At 57.5% G+C, this 17,197-nt stretch carries 17 protein-coding genes and 1 riboswitch; of the genes, 14 read left to right on the top strand and 3 right to left on the bottom strand.

The genetic code is table 11. From position 1 onward, the window contains the following. Positions 1-45 precede the first annotated feature (45 nt). From OGV67_RS20780 to hutH, 3 genes are all read left to right on the top strand, one after another. Positions 46-765, top strand: coding sequence for a histidine utilization repressor (locus OGV67_RS20780; RefSeq protein ID WP_012133207.1), 720 nt, complete (start codon positions 46-48; stop codon positions 763-765). Positions 766-904: 139 nt separating this feature from the next. Next, entirely contained in the window at positions 905-2,590 is a 1,686-nt protein-coding gene (gene hutU / locus OGV67_RS20775) for a urocanate hydratase (RefSeq protein WP_115614941.1), read from the top strand. 1 nt (position 2,591) lies between these two features. Then, the gene (gene hutH, locus OGV67_RS20770) at positions 2,592-4,112 is read left to right on the top strand and encodes a histidine ammonia-lyase (protein WP_115181820.1); all 1,521 of its coding nucleotides are present in this window, start codon (positions 2,592-2,594) and stop codon (positions 4,110-4,112) included. Positions 4,113-4,154: 42 nt separating this feature from the next. Here the strand turns inward: hutH and OGV67_RS20765 are convergent, their stop codons facing one another. Together OGV67_RS20765 and bioA are read right to left on the bottom strand one after the other, a co-directional pair. Next, entirely contained in the window at positions 4,155-4,631 is a 477-nt protein-coding gene (locus OGV67_RS20765) for a kinase inhibitor (RefSeq protein ID WP_049010068.1), read from the bottom strand. A 65-nt stretch (positions 4,632-4,696) separates the two neighbouring features. Further along, positions 4,697-5,986 carry an adenosylmethionine--8-amino-7-oxononanoate transaminase gene (gene bioA, locus OGV67_RS20760; protein ID WP_115614940.1) on the bottom strand — a complete coding sequence of 430 codons (1,290 nt, stop codon included), beginning with the start codon at positions 5,984-5,986 and terminating at the stop codon, positions 4,697-4,699. Positions 5,987-6,072: 86 nt separating this feature from the next. Between bioA and bioB the strand changes: the two genes are divergently transcribed. The 5 genes from bioB to uvrB all read left to right on the top strand — a co-directional run bounded on the left by bioB (position 6,073) and on the right by uvrB (position 12,274). Next, a complete protein-coding gene (bioB, locus tag OGV67_RS20755) occupies positions 6,073-7,113 on the top strand; it encodes a biotin synthase BioB (RefSeq protein WP_012133202.1) in 1,041 nt (346 codons plus the stop codon). Next, positions 7,110-8,264, top strand: a complete 1,155-nt coding sequence (gene bioF / locus OGV67_RS20750; RefSeq protein WP_286466028.1) for an 8-amino-7-oxononanoate synthase — start codon at positions 7,110-7,112, stop codon at positions 8,262-8,264. The genes bioB and bioF overlap by 4 nt, the downstream gene beginning before the upstream one ends. Next, on the top strand, positions 8,251-9,006 hold the full coding sequence (gene bioC / locus OGV67_RS20745) for a malonyl-ACP O-methyltransferase BioC (RefSeq protein WP_115614938.1): 756 nt from the start codon (positions 8,251-8,253) through the stop codon (positions 9,004-9,006). Before bioF ends, bioC begins: the two co-directional genes overlap by 14 nt. Further along, the gene (gene bioD, locus OGV67_RS20740; protein ID WP_115614937.1) at positions 8,999-9,685 is read left to right on the top strand and encodes a dethiobiotin synthase; all 687 of its coding nucleotides are present in this window, start codon (positions 8,999-9,001) and stop codon (positions 9,683-9,685) included. The genes bioC and bioD overlap by 8 nt, the downstream gene beginning before the upstream one ends. A 567-nt stretch (positions 9,686-10,252) precedes the next feature. Further along, complete coding sequence (gene uvrB / locus OGV67_RS20735; RefSeq protein WP_047457991.1) at positions 10,253-12,274, top strand: excinuclease ABC subunit UvrB; 2,022 nt, start codon at positions 10,253-10,255, stop codon at positions 12,272-12,274. Positions 12,275-12,376: 102 nt separating this feature from the next. Here the strand turns inward: uvrB and yvcK are convergent, their stop codons facing one another. Next, positions 12,377-13,285, bottom strand: coding sequence for a uridine diphosphate-N-acetylglucosamine-binding protein YvcK (yvcK, locus tag OGV67_RS20730; RefSeq protein WP_200003511.1), 909 nt, complete (start codon positions 13,283-13,285; stop codon positions 12,377-12,379). A 286-nt stretch (positions 13,286-13,571) separates the two neighbouring features. Further along, positions 13,572-13,718, top strand: a riboswitch (molybdenum cofactor riboswitch). Here yvcK and moaA point away from each other — a divergent pair. The 6 genes from moaA (at position 13,706) to OGV67_RS20700 (ending at position 17,168) form a co-directional block, all read left to right on the top strand. Further along, on the top strand, positions 13,706-14,695 hold the full coding sequence (gene moaA / locus OGV67_RS20725) for a GTP 3',8-cyclase MoaA (protein ID WP_024130512.1): 990 nt from the start codon (positions 13,706-13,708) through the stop codon (positions 14,693-14,695). It overlaps the preceding riboswitch by 13 nt. Positions 14,696-14,719: 24 nt before the next feature. After that, positions 14,720-15,232, top strand: coding sequence for a molybdenum cofactor biosynthesis protein B (gene moaB, locus OGV67_RS20720; protein ID WP_047457988.1), 513 nt, complete (start codon positions 14,720-14,722; stop codon positions 15,230-15,232). 2 nt (positions 15,233-15,234) lie between these two features. Next, complete coding sequence (gene moaC, locus OGV67_RS20715) at positions 15,235-15,720, top strand: cyclic pyranopterin monophosphate synthase MoaC (RefSeq protein ID WP_049008945.1); 486 nt, start codon at positions 15,235-15,237, stop codon at positions 15,718-15,720. Then, on the top strand, positions 15,713-15,958 hold the full coding sequence (gene moaD, locus OGV67_RS20710) for a molybdopterin synthase sulfur carrier subunit (RefSeq protein ID WP_115614936.1): 246 nt from the start codon (positions 15,713-15,715) through the stop codon (positions 15,956-15,958). Before moaC ends, moaD begins: the two co-directional genes overlap by 8 nt. Before the next feature lies 1 nt (position 15,959). After that, on the top strand, positions 15,960-16,412 hold the full coding sequence (gene moaE / locus OGV67_RS20705; protein ID WP_058668823.1) for a molybdopterin synthase catalytic subunit MoaE: 453 nt from the start codon (positions 15,960-15,962) through the stop codon (positions 16,410-16,412). 51 nt (positions 16,413-16,463) lie between these two features. Continuing rightward, entirely contained in the window at positions 16,464-17,168 is a 705-nt protein-coding gene (locus OGV67_RS20700) for a Bax inhibitor-1/YccA family protein (protein WP_115614935.1), read from the top strand. Positions 17,169-17,197 lie beyond the last annotated feature (29 nt).

The following is a 17,197-nucleotide window of genomic DNA, read 5'->3' as shown; positions in this document are numbered from 1 at the left end:
ATGCCATCCGGCAAATAAAATCATACGCTTAAGGAAGGCTTACGCATGCTCCCATCCCGTTCTGCCCCTGTGCCTTTCTATGAAAAGGTCAAACAGACGATCAGCGACAACATCGCCAGCGGCGTCTGGCGCCCGCATGACCGTATTCCCTCGGAAGCGGAACTGGTGGCGCAATTTGGCTTCAGCCGGATGACAATCAACCGGGCGTTGCGGGAATTAACGGATGAAGGGCTGCTGGTGCGTTTACAGGGCGTCGGCACATTTGTGGCGGAACCGAAAGGGCAGTCCGCACTGTTTGAAATTCGCAGCATTGCCGATGAAATCGCCGCCCGTCACCATCAGCACCGCTGTGAGGTGCTGACGCTGGAACAGACGCAGGCGAATGCGCTTCAGGCCACGGCCCTGAATGTGCGTGAAGGCACGCTGATTTTTCATTCGGTGATGGTGCACTATGAAAACGATCTGCCGGTGCAGATAGAGGATCGCTGTGTGAATGCCGGCGTTGTACCGGATTATCTGGCACAGGATTACAGCCAGACCACGCCTCATGCATACCTGTCGCTGATCGCCCCGCTAACGGAAGGGGAGCACATTGTGGAAGCCGTGCGCGCCACGGCGGAAGAGTGCGCGCTGCTGAACATTAAGGAGCACGATCCCTGCCTGTTAATTCATCGACGCACCTGGTCTGCGTCACACATTGTTTCTCACGCTCGCCTGCTTTTCCCCGGTTCTCGCTACCGGTTGCAGGGCCATTTTATGTCCTGAATGACGGCGCGATAAAAAGCGTGATTGCTGACGCAATATAACAAAAATGTATCTCAGTTGTTAAAATCAGCCTTGCGACAAGTTGTATAGACAAGTATATGTTACTTATCTGTCCGATCATCGTAAGGAGTCTGGTGTCATGCCTCAAAGCAAGTATCGTCAGCAGGATATCCGCGCCCCGAGGGGAACAACCCTGACGGCAAAAAGCTGGTTAACCGAAGCGCCGCTGCGCATGTTAATGAACAACCTCGATCCCGATGTTGCCGAGAATCCGCATGAACTGGTGGTTTATGGCGGCATTGGCCGCGCAGCGCGCGACTGGGAGTGCTATGACGCCATCATCAATGCGCTGACCAAACTGGAGGCCGATGAAACCCTGCTGGTGCAGTCCGGTAAACCGGTCGGCGTGTTTAAGACCCACGAAAACGCGCCACGTGTCCTGATCGCTAACTCCAACCTGGTGCCGCACTGGGCGACCTGGGAACATTTCAATGAGCTGGACGCCAAAGGGCTGGCGATGTACGGCCAGATGACCGCCGGAAGCTGGATCTACATCGGCAGCCAGGGCATCGTGCAGGGTACCTATGAAACCTTCGTTGAAGCAGGACGGCAGCACTATCAGGGGAATTTGTCCGGGCGCTGGGTGCTGACCGCCGGGCTTGGCGGTATGGGCGGCGCACAGCCGCTGGCCGCGACGCTGGCGGGGGCGTGCTCGCTGAATATCGAATGCCAGCAAAGCCGTATTGATTTCCGTCTGCGTACCCGCTACGTCGATGAACAGGCCACCTCGCTGGACGATGCGCTGGCGCGAATTGAAAAATATACCCGCGAAGGTAAAGTCGTCTCCGTTGCGCTGTGCGCCAACGCGGCGGACGTCGTGCCGGAACTGGTAAAACGCGGCATTCGCCCGGATCTGGTGACCGACCAGACCAGCGCGCACGATCCGCTGCACGGTTATCTGCCCTCTGGCTGGCGTTGGGAGGAGTATCAGGCGAAAGCGGCGTCAGATCCACAGGGCACGGTACAGGCGGCGAAACGCTCAATGGCGAAGCACGTACAGGCGATGCTGGCGTTCAGTGAAATGGGCGTCCCGACCTTTGATTACGGCAACAATATCCGCCAGATGGCGAAAGAGATGGGCGTAGAGAACGCCTTTGATTTTCCTGGGTTCGTTCCGGCCTATATCCGCCCGCTTTTCTGTCGGGGGATCGGCCCATTCCGTTGGGTGGCGCTTTCCGGCGATCCAGAAGATATTTATAAAACCGATGCCAAAGTCAAAGAGATTGTGGCGGATGACAAACATCTGCATCACTGGCTGGATATGGCGCGCGAACGTATTAACTTCCAGGGCTTACCGGCGCGTATTTGCTGGGTGGGGCTGGCGTGGCGGCAAAAACTGGGTCTGGCGTTTAACGAAATGGTACGCCGTGGAGAGGTCTCCGCGCCGATCGTCATTGGCCGCGATCATCTGGATTCCGGCTCCGTCGCCAGTCCAAACCGGGAGACGGAAGCGATGCGTGACGGTTCTGATGCGGTATCCGACTGGCCGTTACTGAACGCGCTGCTCAATACCGCCAGCGGTGCGACCTGGGTTTCGCTGCATCATGGCGGCGGCGTCGGCATGGGGTTCTCGCAACATGCCGGAATGGTGATTGTCTGCGACGGCACCGATGAAGCGGCGGCGCGTATCGCCAGAGTGCTGCATAACGATCCGGCGACAGGCGTGATGCGTCATGCTGACGCCGGGTATGAGATTGCGGTTGAATGCGCCGCAGAACAAGGGCTGAACTTGCCGATGATCGCGGCTACTCAAGGAAAACGCTGATATGAATACGCTTACGTTAACGCCGGGTCATCTGAGTTTTGCGCAGCTTCGCGCCGTCTGGCAGCAGCCAGTGCAACTGCGTCTTGATAGCAGCGCGGTTGACGGTATTAATGCCAGCGTCGACTGCGTGAACAATATCGTCGCCGAGGGGCGCACGGCCTACGGTATCAATACCGGTTTTGGTCTGCTGGCGCAGACGCGCATCGCCACGGAGGATCTGCAAAACCTGCAACGTTCGCTGGTGCTCTCCCACGCGGCGGGTATTGGCGAGCCGCTGGACGACGCGATGGTGCGTTTGATCATGGTGCTGAAAATCAATAGCCTGGCGCGTGGTTTCTCGGGCATTCGCCTGAGCGTGATTGAAGCGCTGATTGCGCTGGTCAACGCAGAAGTCTGGCCGCTGATCCCGGCGAAAGGTTCTGTAGGGGCATCGGGCGATCTGGCGCCGTTGGCGCATATGTCGTTGACGCTGCTTGGCGAAGGGAAAGCCCGCTGGCAGGGGGAGTGGCTTCCGGCGAAAGAGGCGTTGAAAAAGGCCGGACTGGAACCGATCACGCTGGCGGCGAAAGAGGGACTGGCGCTGCTGAATGGCACCCAGGCCTCCACCGCCTTTGCGCTGCGTGGGCTGTTCGAAGCGCAGACGCTGTTCGCCTCTGCGGTGGTCTGCGGGGCGTTAACCACCGAAGCCGTTCTGGGGTCGCGCCGACCGTTTGATGCGCGCATTCATGCCGCGCGCGGTCAGCGTGGGCAGATTGACGCCGCCGGGCTGTTCCGCCACGTTCTGACGGAGACCAGCGCGATAGCACAGTCGCACCATAACTGTGAAAAGGTGCAGGACCCGTACTCGCTGCGCTGTCAGCCGCAGGTGATGGGCGCGTGCCTCACACAACTGCGTCAGGCGATGGAGGTGCTGCTCGTTGAAGCCAACGCCGTTTCGGATAACCCGCTGGTGTTTGCCGAAGAGGGGGATGTGATTTCCGGCGGTAACTTCCATGCCGAACCGGTGGCGATGGCGGCGGATAATCTGGCGCTGGCGATTGCGGAAATTGGCGCGCTGTCGGAAAGGCGCATCGCGCTGATGATGGATAAACATATGTCGCAGTTGCCGCCTTTCCTGGTGAAAAACGGCGGCGTCAACTCCGGTTTTATGATTGCGCAGGTGACCGCTGCGGCGCTGGCCAGCGAGAACAAAGCGCTGGCGCATCCGCACAGCGTGGACAGTCTGCCGACGTCGGCCAATCAGGAAGATCATGTGTCAATGGCGCCCGCTGCGGGTCGGCGGCTATGGGAAATGGCGGCAAATACGCGTGGGGTCATTGCGGTAGAGTGGCTGGCGGCCTGTCAGGGTATCGACCTCCGGGAAGGATTAACCTCAAGCCCGCTGCTGGAGCAGGCGCGAAAAGCGCTGCGCGAGCAGGTGCCGCATTATACTCAGGATCGTTTCTTCGCGCCGGATATTGAGTGCGCGACCGAACTGCTGGCGCGTGGGGACTTGTTCCGGTTATTACCTGATTTCTTGTAAAAAAATGCCGGATGGCGCTGACGCTTATCCGGCCTACGGCACTTAGCTGAACATTGCAGTAATCGACGCGCTGGCGAGCGAATGGAAATGGACGTTAAAGCCCACCATCGCGCCGCTGGCGCCTGCATCGACATCAATGCGTTCCACATCCAGCGCGTGAACGGTAAAGATGTAGCGGTGCGTTTCCCCTTTCGGCGGAGCTGCGCCGCCGTAGCCTGCTTTACCAAAATCGGTGCGCGTCTGGAGAGTCCCTTCCGGCATCGCCACCAGGCCGGAACCAAACCCTTGCGGCAGTACGCGGGTATCGGCTGGCAGGTTGGCGACAATCCAGTGCCACCAGCCTGAGCCGGTTGGCGCATCGGGATCGTAGCAGGTCACGACAAAGCTTTTCGTACCGGCGGGCACCTCGTCCCAGGCCAGATGTGGAGAGATGTTGTCCCCGTCATAGCCCATGCCGTTAAACACATGGCGATGGGGCAGTTTTTCCCCGTCGCGCAGGTCGTTGCTGATAAGTTTCATACCGCCTCCATTAATCTACTGATTAGCAAGGAAGTGTAGCCAGAACCGCTACAGCTTACCGCTGATTAATGGATAAAAAATGTTTCATTGCGCACAGCGTCGTTCACCGCCTGCGTCAGACGATGCAATTGTTCCGGCTGGATGATATAGGGCGGCATCAGGTAGATCAGTTTACCGAACGGGCGCACCCAGACGCCTTGCCCGACAAAGAAACGCTGCAACGCCGCCATATTGACCGGGTGCGTGGTTTCCACGACGCCGATGGCGCCGAGTACGCGCACGTCAGCGACCCAGGACGATGCGCGCGCGGGCGCTAATTCGCGGCGTAACTGCGCGTCAATCGCCGCCACCTGCTGCTGCCACTCGCCTGTTTCCAGCAGGGAAAGACTGGCGCAAGCCACGGCGCACGCCAGCGGATTGCCCATAAAGGTCGGGCCATGCATAAAGCAACCGGCTTCGCCGTTGCTGATGGTTTCAGCGACCCGACGGGTGGTTAACGTGGCGGAAAGCGTCATCGTGCCGCCGGTGATGGCCTTACCGAGACACAAGATATCCGGCGTAATGTCCGCATGTTCACAGGCAAACAGTTTACCTGTGCGGCCAAATCCGGTGGCGATCTCATCGGCAATCAGCAGAATCCCTTCGCGATCGCACATCTTACGGATGCGGCGAAGCCACTCCGGGTGATACATCCGCATCCCGCCTGCGCCCTGGACAATGGGCTCCAGAATCACCGCCGCAATCTCATGCCGGTGCGCCGCCATCAGGCGGGCAAAGGCCACCATATCCCGCTCGTCCCATTCGCCATCCATCCGGCTTTGCGGGGCGGGGGCAAAGAGGTTTTCCGGCAGATAGCCCTTCCACAGGCTGTGCATTGAGTTATCTGGATCGCATACCGACATCGCGCCGAAGGTGTCTCCGTGATAGCCGTTGCGAAAGGTCAGAAAACGCTGACGAGACTCGCCTTTCGCCTGCCAGTATTGCAGCGCCATTTTCATCGCCACTTCCACCGCCACCGAACCGGAGTCCGCCAGGAACACACACTCCAGCGCTTGCGGCGTCATCGCCACCAGCTTGCGACACAGGTTGACCGCAGGGGCATGGGTAATGCCGCCAAACATCACATGCGACATGGCGTCAATTTGCGTTTTCATCGCGGCGTTGAGCTGTGGATGGCTGTAACCGTGGATCGCTGCCCACCATGACGACATGCCGTCGATCAGACGGTCGCCGTTGGCCAAAATCAGTTCGCAACCCTCGGCGTGCGCAACCGGATAAACCGGGAGCGGGGAGGTCATGGAGGTATAGGGATGCCAGATATGGCGTTGGTCAAAGGCAAGATCGTCCGTTGTCATAATCGACTTGTAAACCAAATTAAAAACATTTAGGTTTACGAGTCTACACCGAATCAAGAATTAACAACACCCTTTGGAGAGGCCCTATGGCTCACCACCCACGCTGGACATTGTCGCAAGTTACCGAATTATTTAATAAACCGCTGCTGGATCTGCTGTTTGACGCGCAGCAGATCCATCGTCAGCATTTCGATCCGCAACAGGTGCAGGTCAGCACGCTGCTGTCGATTAAAACCGGCGCCTGCCCGGAAGACTGCAAATATTGCCCGCAGAGTTCTCGCTATAAGACGGGGCTGGAAGCGGAACGTCTGATGGAAGTGGAGCAGGTGCTGGACTCCGCGCGCAAAGCGAAGAACGCCGGTTCAACCCGTTTCTGCATGGGCGCGGCATGGAAAAACCCGCACGAGCGCGATATGCCGTATCTGGAACAGATGGTGCAGGGCGTGAAGGCGATGGGGCTGGAAGCCTGTATGACCCTCGGCACGCTCAATGAATCTCAGGCGCAGCGCCTCGCCAACGCCGGGCTGGATTACTACAACCACAACCTGGATACCTCCCCGGAATTTTACGGCAACATCATCACGACCCGTTCGTATCAGGAACGTCTTGATACGCTGGACAAAGTGCGTGAAGCGGGGATTAAAGTCTGCTCTGGCGGTATCGTTGGCTTAGGCGAAACGGTTAAAGATCGCGCCGGGCTGCTGTTGCAACTGGCGAATTTGCCGACCCCGCCGGAAAGCGTGCCCATCAACATGCTGGTGAAGGTCAAAGGTACGCCGCTGGCGGATAATGAGGATGTGGATGCGTTTGATTTCATCCGCACGATCGCTGTCGCGCGGATTATGATGCCAACCTCCTACGTGCGTCTTTCTGCGGGTCGCGAACAGATGAACGAACAGACGCAGGCGATGTGCTTTATGGCGGGGGCGAACTCCATCTTCTACGGCTGCAAGCTGCTGACCACGCCGAACCCGGAAGAAGACAAAGATCTCCAGCTGTTCCGCAAACTGGGGCTGAATCCGCAGCAAACGTCGGTGCTGGCTGGCGACAACGAACAGCAACAGCGTCTGGAGCAGGCGCTGATGACCCCGGATACAGACGACTATTACAACGCGGCAGCAGTATGACCTGGCAGCAAAAAATCGACGATGCGCTTACGGCGCGTCGTTCTGCCGATGCGTTGCGTCGCCGCTGTGCGGTGGTGCAGGGGGCAGGGCGTTGGCTGGTGGCTAACGAACGCCAGTATCTGAATTTCTCCAGCAATGACTACCTCGGTTTAAGTCACCATCCGCAGATTATTCGCGCCTGGCAACAGGGCGCACAGCGCTTTGGCGTCGGCAGCGGCGGCTCCGGCCACGTCAGCGGCTACTCCGTGGCGCATCAGGCGCTTGAAGAGGCTCTGGCAGGCTGGCTTGGCTATTCGCGGGCGCTGCTGTTTATCTCTGGCTTTGCGGCGAATCAGGCGGTTATCGCCGCGCTGATGGCGAAAGACGATCGGATTGTCGCGGACCGTCTCAGCCACGCTTCATTGCTGGAAGCGGCAAACCTCAGCCCGGCGACGCTTCGCCGCTTTATCCACAACGATCCTCAGCACCTGGCGCGCCTGCTGGACGCCCCGTGCGGCGGGCAGCAACTGGTGGTGACAGAGGGCATATTCAGTATGGACGGCGACGGCGCGCCGCTGGCGGAGATCCACCGTGTCGCACGGCAGCGTAACGCCTGGCTGCTGGTGGATGATGCGCATGGTATTGGCGTTACGGGCGATGAGGGGCGCGGAAGCTGCTGGCGACAGCAGGTCAAACCTGAACTGCTGATTGTGACGTTTGGCAAAGGCTTTGGCGTCAGTGGGGCGGCGATTCTCTGCTCTGAAAGCGTTGCGGATTATCTGTTGCAGTTTGCCCGCCATCTGATCTACAGCACCAGTATGCCGCCGGCCCAGGCGCAGGCGCTGAGCGCGGCGCTGGCGGTGATCCGAAGCCCGGAAGGCGCAGATCGCCGGGAAAAACTGGCTGCGTTAATTCAGCGTTTCCGTTCGGGCGTTAAGGCCAGCGATTTTACGCTGGCAAATTCGCACAGTGCGATTCAGCCGCTGATTGTCGGAGACAATGCGCGCGCGTTACGGCTGGCGGATACTCTGCGGGAGCAGGGATGCTGGGTGAGCGCGATCCGACCGCCTACCGTTCCGGCCGGTACTGCCCGATTGCGCCTGACGCTCACTCAGGCGCACGAAGCGCAGGATATTGATCGCTTACTGGAGGTGCTGGATGGCGCAGGTTGATAAGCAGGCGATTGCAGCCGCGTTTGGGCGCGCCGCGTCGCATTATGAACAGCACGCTGAACTGCAACGCCAGAGTGCGGACGCGCTGTTGGCGCTGCTGGCAGGGCGCGAATGTGCGCACGTTCTGGACGCCGGTTGTGGGCCAGGGCGGATGAGCCGCTTCTGGCGAGAGCAGGGATGCGAGGTCACGGCGCTCGATCTCTCGGCGCAAATGCTGGATGAGGCGCGTCGTCAGCAGGCTGCTCACCATTACCTTGCGGCGGATATCGAAGCCATCCCGCTGGCGGCGGCGCTGTTTGATTTGGCATGGAGCAACCTGGCGGTGCAGTGGTGCGGCGACTTGCGCGGCGCGCTAAGCGAACTGTATCGCGTGGTGCGTCCTGGCGGCGTGGTGGCGTTTACCTCGCTGGCGCACGGATCGCTGCCGGAACTGCGTCAGGCCTGGCAGGCGGTAGATAACCGGGGGCATGCCAACCATTTTTTGTCGCCGGAGACGATCGGCAATGCAATGCGCGGCTGGCGCGTCCGTCAGCAGATCCAGGCGATCACCCTGTGGTTTGATGATGCGCTCAGCGCGATGCGTTCGCTTAAGGGCATTGGGGCGACGCATCTGCACGAGGGGCGTGAACCGCGCGTGTTAACGCGTTCGCAGTTGCGACAGTTGCAGTTGGCCTGGCCGCAGCAGCAGGGGAAATATCCGCTGACGTATCAGCTTTTTTTGGGAGTCATTGAACGTGATTAAACGGTATTTTGTCACCGGGACGGACACTGAAGTCGGAAAAACGGTCGCCAGTTGCGCCCTGTTGCAGGCTGCCGCGCAGAGCGGCTTTCGGACGGCAGGCTACAAGCCCGTGGCGTCGGGCAGCGAGATGACGGCGCAGGGGCTGCGCAATAGCGATGCCCTGGCGCTACAGCGCAACAGCACGCTGACGCTGGCCTATGAAGCGATCAATCCCTACACCTTTGCGGAACCGACCTCGCCGCACATTGTGAGCGCAGAGGAGGGGAGACCCGTTCAGGCCTCGGTGATGTCCGCCGGTTTACGCACGCTGGAACGGCAGGCCGACTGGGTGTTAGTGGAAGGGGCGGGCGGCTGGTTTACTCCGCTTGGCGAAACGCTGACGTTTGCCGACTGGGTTGCGGCGGAGCACCTGCCGGTGATTCTGGTGGTGGGCGTGAAGCTTGGGTGTATCAATCATGCCATGCTGACGGCGCAGGCCGTGCAGCAAGCCGGGCTGACGCTTGCCGGGTGGGTAGCCAATGACGTGACGCCGCCCGGAAAGCGCCATGCGGAATACATAGCGACGCTAACGCGGGTGATTACGGCTCCTCTGCTGGGCGAAATCCCCTGGCTTTCCGGGAAGGCGGAAAGCGCATTGACAGGACAATATCTCGATCTGACGCGCCTGAAGGCGGTGTAAAACAGGTGAAAATGCGAGCAGGATCTCGCCTGCCGCCCGCGTTTCGTTAGCTGATAAAAATCAAAAAAAAGCGATAATTTTTTTTTAGCCCCTCATCAAGGGGCGTCCGCGCGATTTTGCCAGGCGGCAGTCCATACGGGCTGGACGCAGTTATCCACCATTCCTGTGGATAACCTTGTGTATTAGAGTTAGAAAACACAACGTAAGCGAGAGAAGACGCGGCCTGCGACTAAATTGATGCGAAAGGCGTCTTAAGTAAATAGTGCTTATGAAACAATTTGTTAGATAAAAGCAATGGCTGTAAGGAAAGTGTCACGGGTTGCCACAAATCTTTCATCACACATCTTGACAAATGTTAAAAAAGTCTTTGGTTTGGGGATAACCGCATCTCACTGGTTTTTTATCTCGTCAGGGTCTACATTTTACGTCGCAATGCCGGGTGTTATCCCTTATTTGAGTAATACCTTAAGTCGCCACTGTTTTTTCATCCAGTATATTTTGCTGGCAATATTAGCGGCTCCGGGTAAAATTAGTGTCCTGCCCGCCCATTCCTTCAGGTAGCTGCCCATGAGTAAACCGTTCAAACTGAATTCCGCTTTTAAACCCTCAGGCGATCAGCCGGAGGCGATACGTCGTCTGGAGGAAGGTCTTGAAGATGGTCTGGCGCACCAGACGCTGTTGGGCGTAACGGGGTCAGGGAAAACGTTCACCATCGCCAATGTGATTGCCGATTTACAGCGCCCGACGATGGTGCTTGCGCCCAATAAAACGCTGGCGGCCCAGTTATACGGCGAAATGAAAGAGTTCTTCCCTGACAACGCGGTGGAATATTTCGTCTCTTACTATGACTACTATCAGCCAGAGGCGTATGTGCCCAGCTCCGACACCTTTATCGAAAAAGATGCGTCGGTGAACGAACACATAGAACAGATGCGACTGTCGGCGACCAAGGCGCTGCTTGAGCGGCGGGACGTTGTGGTCGTGGCTTCGGTTTCCGCTATCTACGGTCTGGGCGATCCCGATTTATATCTGAAGATGATGCTGCACCTGACGGTGGGGATGATCATCGATCAGCGCGCTATCCTGCGCCGCCTGGCGGAGTTGCAATATACCCGCAACGATCAGGCCTTCCAGCGCGGCACTTTCCGCGTACGCGGCGAGGTCATCGACATCTTCCCGGCGGAGTCTGACGATATTGCGCTGCGGGTTGAGCTGTTTGACGAAGAGGTTGAACGTCTGTCGCTGTTTGACCCGCTGACCGGGCAGGTTGAATCGACTATCCAGCGCTACACCATCTACCCGAAAACGCACTACGTTACGCCGCGCGAGCGCATCGTACAGGCGATGGAGGAGATCAAAGACGAACTGGTGGACAGACGCAGGATCATGCTGGAAAACAATAAGTTGCTGGAAGAACAGCGCTTAACCCAGCGTACGCAGTTCGATCTGGAAATGATGAACGAGCTGGGATATTGCTCGGGGATTGAAAACTACTCCCGCTACCTTTCCGGGCGCGGGCCTGGCGAGCCGCCGCCGACGCTGTTTGATTATCTGCCAGCCGATGGCCTGTTAGTCGTGGATGAATCTCACGTCACGATTCCGCAAATCGGCGGGATGTTTCGTGGGGACAGGGCGCGCAAAGAGACGCTGGTGGAGTACGGTTTCCGTCTGCCGTCAGCGCTGGATAACCGTCCGCTAAAATTTGAAGAGTTTGAAGCGCTGGCCCCGCAAACCATCTACGTTTCCGCCACGCCGGGCAACTATGAGCTGGAGAAATCCGGCGGCGAGGTGGTGGATCAGGTGGTGCGTCCCACCGGGCTGCTGGACCCGATCATTGAAGTTCGGCCGGTGGCGACGCAGGTTGATGATCTGCTCTCTGAGATCCGCCTGCGGGCGGCGATTAACGAACGTGTGCTGGTGACAACGCTGACCAAACGAATGGCGGAAGATCTTACCGAATATCTCGAAGAACACGGCGAGCGCGTACGTTACCTGCACTCGGACATCGATACCGTTGAGCGTATGGAAATCATTCGTGATTTGCGTCTGGGCGAGTTTGACGTGCTGGTGGGGATCAACCTGTTGCGAGAAGGGCTGGACATGCCTGAGGTCTCGCTGGTGGCGATTCTGGACGCAGACAAAGAAGGCTTCCTGCGCTCAGAGCGTTCGCTGATTCAGACCATCGGCCGTGCGGCGCGTAACGTTAACGGGAAGGCGATCCTCTATGGCGATAAGATCACCCCGTCGATGGCGAAAGCGATAGGCGAAACCGAACGTCGTCGCGAGAAACAGCAGTTATACAACGAAGAGCACGGTATCGTTCCGCAGGGGCTGAATAAGAAAGTGGTCGATATTCTGGCGCTGGGTCAGAACATCGCGAAAACCAAAGCGAAGGGCAAAGGGAAGTCCCGCGCAGCGGCGAAATCGGGTGTGGTTGAGATGGATATGACGCCGAAAGCGTTGCAGCAGAAAATTCATGAGCTGGAAGGCCAGATGATGCAGCATGCGCAAAACCTGGAGTTTGAAGAAGCCGCAGAGATCCGCGACCAGCTGCATCAGCTACGTGAGCTGTTTATCGCGGCGTCCTGACGATGCCGGATGGCGACGTAAAGCGTCTTATCCGGCCTACGGTTGTGCCGCCTGTTGTGTGTAGGCCCGGTAAGCGAAGCGCCACCGGGCAAATCTGAACGCTTACCCTAACGCCTGTATCGCTTTCTCCAGCGCGTTATGCAGCAGCTGTCGGTCATGGCGATACGGAATATCGCTGGCTTCCAGCACTTCCTGAATCACAATCCGGCCCGTCACCGCCGAGGCATCCACTTTCGGGCCAACCACAATGGCGTCGATAACCTGTTTCCCGACGTATTGCTCCATAATCGCCAGTTTGTCGACAAGCGTTAAGCTGGCGGCGGGCAGACTCAATTCGCGCCCCAGATTACCGATATAGACCATCGGCGCCGGAGTACGGCGCAGCGCCTGCGCCAGCTCATCAAGCAGCAGAATCGGCATCAAACTGGTGTAGAAACTTCCGGGGCCAATCAGAATCAAATCGGCTTCGCTAATGGCCTGCACCGCTTCCCGGGTGGAGGGGACTTTCGGTGACAGCATCAGCTCCTGCGGCGGGGTCGCCAGTTGATCGATATTCACCTCGCCGTATACTTCATGCCCCTGATCGTCGATGGCCATCAGGTCTACCGGCAGCTCCGACATAGGGATTAAATGCGCATCCACCTTCAATAAGTTGCGAATTAAATTTATCGCTTCGAGAGGCCGCACGCTCAGGTGATCCAGCGCCTTTAACATCAGATTTCCGAGGTTATGGCCGGAAAGTTCACCATTACCGCCAAAACGGTACTCAAACATCGCCGACGCGACGCTGGGTTCGGTAATTAACTGGTTCAGACAGTTGCGCATATCGCCCCAGGCGATGCCCCCTTCAGAGCGGCGAATACGGCCTGTGGAACCCCCGTTATCGGTAGTGGTGACAATACCGGTCAGGCGCGAGCCTAATGAAGAGAGTGAAGAGAGAACGCGTCCTAATCCATGCCCTCCGCCGAGAGCGACAACACGATCCAGGTCTGCCAGCGTACGATTGCGCATACAAATTCCTAATATCAGAGGTACTGCGCTACAGTAGCGCAAATAGCGCCTTTTCAGCAATTAGCCAACGAACAACGATGGAAAATAAATCCATCCCCTCTACCTCTTTCGGATAGGGTTAGCCTGATGGCTAACTGATGTATATCAATGCAAAAGTGTGATTTTTGCTTATTCTGTAGCGAAATAGCACGATCATGACGCTATATACATGATTATATAGCGTAAAGTGGGAATGGCAAAAATGCTATTTACACGCTAGTATCGGCATAACCACCTTTTTAAGCGATGCTTAAAAAGACACTCTAGCCTCTACGCCTGTGTCAAATTGATATGGTGTTTTGGCCGTGACAAGCCTCGAAAGAGTTTGCCACCAGGGCGCAGGAAGAAATGACTCCGCCTCCCGTATTTGGAAAGGTGTACATGGCCTCACAACTTACCGATGCTTTCGCACGTAAGTTTTATTACTTACGTCTGTCGATTACTGATGTGTGTAACTTTCGTTGCACATACTGCCTGCCGGATGGCTACAAGCCTGGCGGTGTCACCAATAACGGCTTTCTGACCGTCGATGAAATTCGCCGTGTGACGCGCGCGTTTGCCAGTCTGGGCACCGAAAAAGTGCGCCTTACCGGCGGTGAACCGTCGCTGCGTCGCGACTTTACCGACATCATTGCCGCCGTGCGTGAAAACGACGCGATTCGCCAGATTGCGGTGACCACTAATGGGTATCGTCTGGCGCGTGATGCGGCGAACTGGCGCGACGCGGGTCTGACAGGCATCAACGTCAGCGTCGATAGCCTTGACGCCCGTCAGTTTCACGCCATTACCGGGCAGGATAAATTCCAGCAGGTGATGGCGGGCATTGACGCCGCGTTTGACGCCGGTTTCGCAAAGGTCAAAGTGAACACCGTGTTGATGCGCGATGTGAACCATCATCAACTGGACACCTTTCTCGCCTGGATTCAGGCACGCCCCATTCAACTGCGCTTCATTGAACTGATGGAGACGGGAGAGGGGAGCGAACTCTTTCGTAAACACCATATTTCTGGACAGGTGCTGCGTGATGAACTGCTGCGTCGCGGTTGGATTCATCAACTGCGCCAGCGCAGCGACGGCCCGGCGCAGGTTTTTTGTCATCCTGACTATGCCGGTGAAATCGGTCTCATCATGCCGTATGAAAAAGATTTCTGCGCCACCTGCAACCGTCTGCGCGTTTCCTCAGTCGGTAAGCTCCATCTTTGCCTGTTTGGCGAAGGCGGCGTGAGCCTGCGTGACCTGCTGGAAGACGATGCACAGCAACATGCGCTGGAAGAACGCATTTCAGCCGCGCTGCTGGAGAAAAAGCAGACCCACTTCCTGCACCAGAACAATACCGGTATTACGCAAAATCTATCGTACATAGGCGGTTAACGCCTTAACGGACAAGGAGTTTTTATGAGTCAGGTAAGCGCTGAGTTTATCCCTACCCGCATTGCTATTCTTACGGTTTCCAGTCGTCGCGGCGAAGAAGACGACACTTCCGGTCATTTTCTGCGCGACGCCGCGCTGGAAGCAGGGCATCAGGTCGTGGACAAAGCCATCGTTAAAGAGAACCGCTACGCCATTCGCGCGCAGGTTTCCGCGTGGATCGCCAGCGATGACGTTCAGGTGGTGCTCATCACCGGCGGCACCGGGCTGACCGATGGCGATCAGGCGCCGGAAGCGTTACTGCCGCTCTTTGATCGCGAAGTCGAAGGGTTTGGCGAAGTGTTCCGCATGTTGTCGTTTGAAGAGATTGGCACATCGACCCTGCAATCGCGCGCGGTGGCCGGCGTTGCCAACAAGACGCTGATTTTTGCGATGCCGGGCTCCACAAAAGCGTGCCGCACCGCCTGGGACAACATCATCGCGCCGCAGCTTGATGCTCGCACACGCCCGTGTAACTTCCACCCACATTTGAAGAAATAAGTATGTCGCAACTGACCCATATTAATGCCGCTGGCGAAGCGCACATGGTGGACGTCTCCGCCAAAGCGGAAACCGTACGTGAGGCGCGCGCCGAAGCGTTTGTGACGATGCGCAGTGAAACGCTGGCGATGATTATCGACGGCAGTCACCATAAGGGCGATGTTTTCGCGACCGCGCGTATCGCCGGTATTCAGGCGGCTAAACGTACCTGGGAGCTGATCCCGCTGTGCCATCCGCTGTTGTTGAGTAAGGTCGAAGTGCAATTGCAGGCGGAACCCGAACACAACCGGGTACGCATTGAATCGCTGTGTCGCCTGACGGGGAAAACCGGCGTGGAGATGGAAGCGCTGACTGCCGCTTCCGTGGCGGCATTGACGATCTACGACATGTGCAAAGCGGTGCAAAAAGATATGGTGATTGGCCCGGTGCGCTTGCTGGCGAAAAGCGGCGGTAAGTCTGGCGATTTTAAGGTGGATACGCATGATTAAGGTTCTGTTTTTCGCTCAGGTGCGTGAACTGGTGGGAACGGATGCGTTAGAGGTCGCCGCCGATTTCCCAACCGTAGAAGTGCTGCGTCAGCATCTGGCGGCGCAAAGCGATCGCTGGGCGCTGGCGCTGGAAGACGGCAAGCTGCTGGCCGCCGTCAATCAGACGCTGGTCAGTTTTGAACATCCGCTGACGGCGGGTGATGAAGTGGCCTTTTTCCCACCGGTGACAGGAGGCTGAGATGGCTGAAACGCGAGTGATCGTTGGCCATGCGCCGTTCAGCGTTGGGGAGGAGTACCCCTGGCTGGCGGAGCGTGATGAAGATGGCGCGGTCGTGACCTTTACCGGTAAAGTCCGCAATCATAATCTGGGCGACAGCGTTAAAGCGCTGACGCTGGAACATTACCCGGGGATGACGGAAAAAGCGCTGGCGGATATCGTGGACGAGGCGCGCTCGCGCTGGCCGCTGGGGCGCGTGACGGTGATCCATCGCATTGGTGAACTGTGGCCGGGCGATGAGATTGTCTTTGTCGGCGTAACCAGCGCGCACCGCAGCAGCGCGTTCGAGGCCGGGCAATTCATTATGGATTATCTGAAAACCCGCGCGCCGTTCTGGAAGCGTGAAGCGACGCCGGAAGGCGAGCGCTGGGTGGAAGCGCGCGATAGCGATCGGCAGGCGGCAAAACGCTGGTAGCAGAATGTGATACCCTTATTTAGGGGTATCACTTTTAATCAGGAGATCATCATGGACCGATTCCCACGATCCGATTCTATCGTACAGACCCGTTCCGGCCTGCAAACGTATATGGCGCAGGTATATGGCTGGATGACGGTTGGGCTGCTGCTGACCGCATTTATCGCCTGGTATGCAGCGAATACGCCTGCGGTGATGATGTTTGTCTTTTCCAGCAAAATCACCTTCTTTGGCTTGATTATCGCCCAGCTTGCGCTGGTTATTGCGCTGTCGGCAATGGTGCAAAAACTTAGCGCCGGGATGGCGACCACGCTGTTTATGCTCTATTCGGCGCTGACGGGCCTGACGCTGTCGAGCATTTTTATCGTTTATACCTATTCGTCTATCGCCAGCACGTTTGTCGTGACCGGCGGGATGTTTGGCGTGATGAGCCTGTCTGGCTACACCACGAAACGCGATCTCAGCGGCTGGGGCAGCATGCTGTTTATGGCGCTGATCGGTATCATTCTGGCATCGTTGGTCAACTTCTGGCTCAAAAGCGAAGCGTTGATGTGGGCGGTAACCTATATCGGGGTGGTTGTCTTTGTCGGTCTGACCGCCTATGACACGCAGAAGCTGAAAAACATTGGCGAGCAGATTGATGTTCGTGACAGCTCGACGCTGCGGAAATACGCGATTCTCGGCGCGTTAACGCTGTATCTGGACTTCATCAACCTGTTCCTGATGCTGCTGCGTATTTTCGGTAATCGCCGTTAATTGGCGCCGCGCCAGCGGGTGGTGTGAAC

This window comes from Citrobacter sp. CK188 (assembly GCF_030333525.1).
GTDB classification, from domain to species: domain Bacteria; phylum Pseudomonadota; class Gammaproteobacteria; order Enterobacterales; family Enterobacteriaceae; genus Citrobacter_B; species Citrobacter_B koseri.
This window is presented reverse-complemented; position numbering and strand designations above follow the sequence as displayed.

Excerpts from the sequence above, each read along its gene's own strand:
- OGV67_RS20780 (WP_012133207.1), top strand. The coding sequence starts at position 46 with ATGCTCCCATCCCGTTCTGCCCCTGTGCCTTTCTATGAAAAGGTCAAA.
- hutU (WP_115614941.1), top strand. The coding sequence starts at position 905 with ATGCCTCAAAGCAAGTATCGTCAGCAGGATATCCGCGCCCCGAGGGGA.
- hutH (WP_115181820.1), top strand. The coding sequence starts at position 2,592 with ATGAATACGCTTACGTTAACGCCGGGTCATCTGAGTTTTGCGCAGCTT.
- OGV67_RS20765 (WP_049010068.1), bottom strand. The coding sequence starts at position 4,631 with ATGAAACTTATCAGCAACGACCTGCGCGACGGGGAAAAACTGCCCCAT.
- bioA (WP_115614940.1), bottom strand. The coding sequence starts at position 5,986 with ATGACAACGGACGATCTTGCCTTTGACCAACGCCATATCTGGCATCCC.
- bioB (WP_012133202.1), top strand. The coding sequence starts at position 6,073 with ATGGCTCACCACCCACGCTGGACATTGTCGCAAGTTACCGAATTATTT.
- bioF (WP_286466028.1), top strand. The coding sequence starts at position 7,110 with ATGACCTGGCAGCAAAAAATCGACGATGCGCTTACGGCGCGTCGTTCT.
- bioC (WP_115614938.1), top strand. The coding sequence starts at position 8,251 with ATGGCGCAGGTTGATAAGCAGGCGATTGCAGCCGCGTTTGGGCGCGCC.
- uvrB (WP_047457991.1), top strand. The coding sequence starts at position 10,253 with ATGAGTAAACCGTTCAAACTGAATTCCGCTTTTAAACCCTCAGGCGAT.
- yvcK (WP_200003511.1), bottom strand. The coding sequence starts at position 13,285 with ATGCGCAATCGTACGCTGGCAGACCTGGATCGTGTTGTCGCTCTCGGC.
- moaA (WP_024130512.1), top strand. The coding sequence starts at position 13,706 with ATGGCCTCACAACTTACCGATGCTTTCGCACGTAAGTTTTATTACTTA.
- moaB (WP_047457988.1), top strand. The coding sequence starts at position 14,720 with ATGAGTCAGGTAAGCGCTGAGTTTATCCCTACCCGCATTGCTATTCTT.
- moaC (WP_049008945.1), top strand. The coding sequence starts at position 15,235 with ATGTCGCAACTGACCCATATTAATGCCGCTGGCGAAGCGCACATGGTG.
- moaD (WP_115614936.1), top strand. The coding sequence starts at position 15,713 with ATGATTAAGGTTCTGTTTTTCGCTCAGGTGCGTGAACTGGTGGGAACG.
- moaE (WP_058668823.1), top strand. The coding sequence starts at position 15,960 with ATGGCTGAAACGCGAGTGATCGTTGGCCATGCGCCGTTCAGCGTTGGG.
- OGV67_RS20700 (WP_115614935.1), top strand. The coding sequence starts at position 16,464 with ATGGACCGATTCCCACGATCCGATTCTATCGTACAGACCCGTTCCGGC.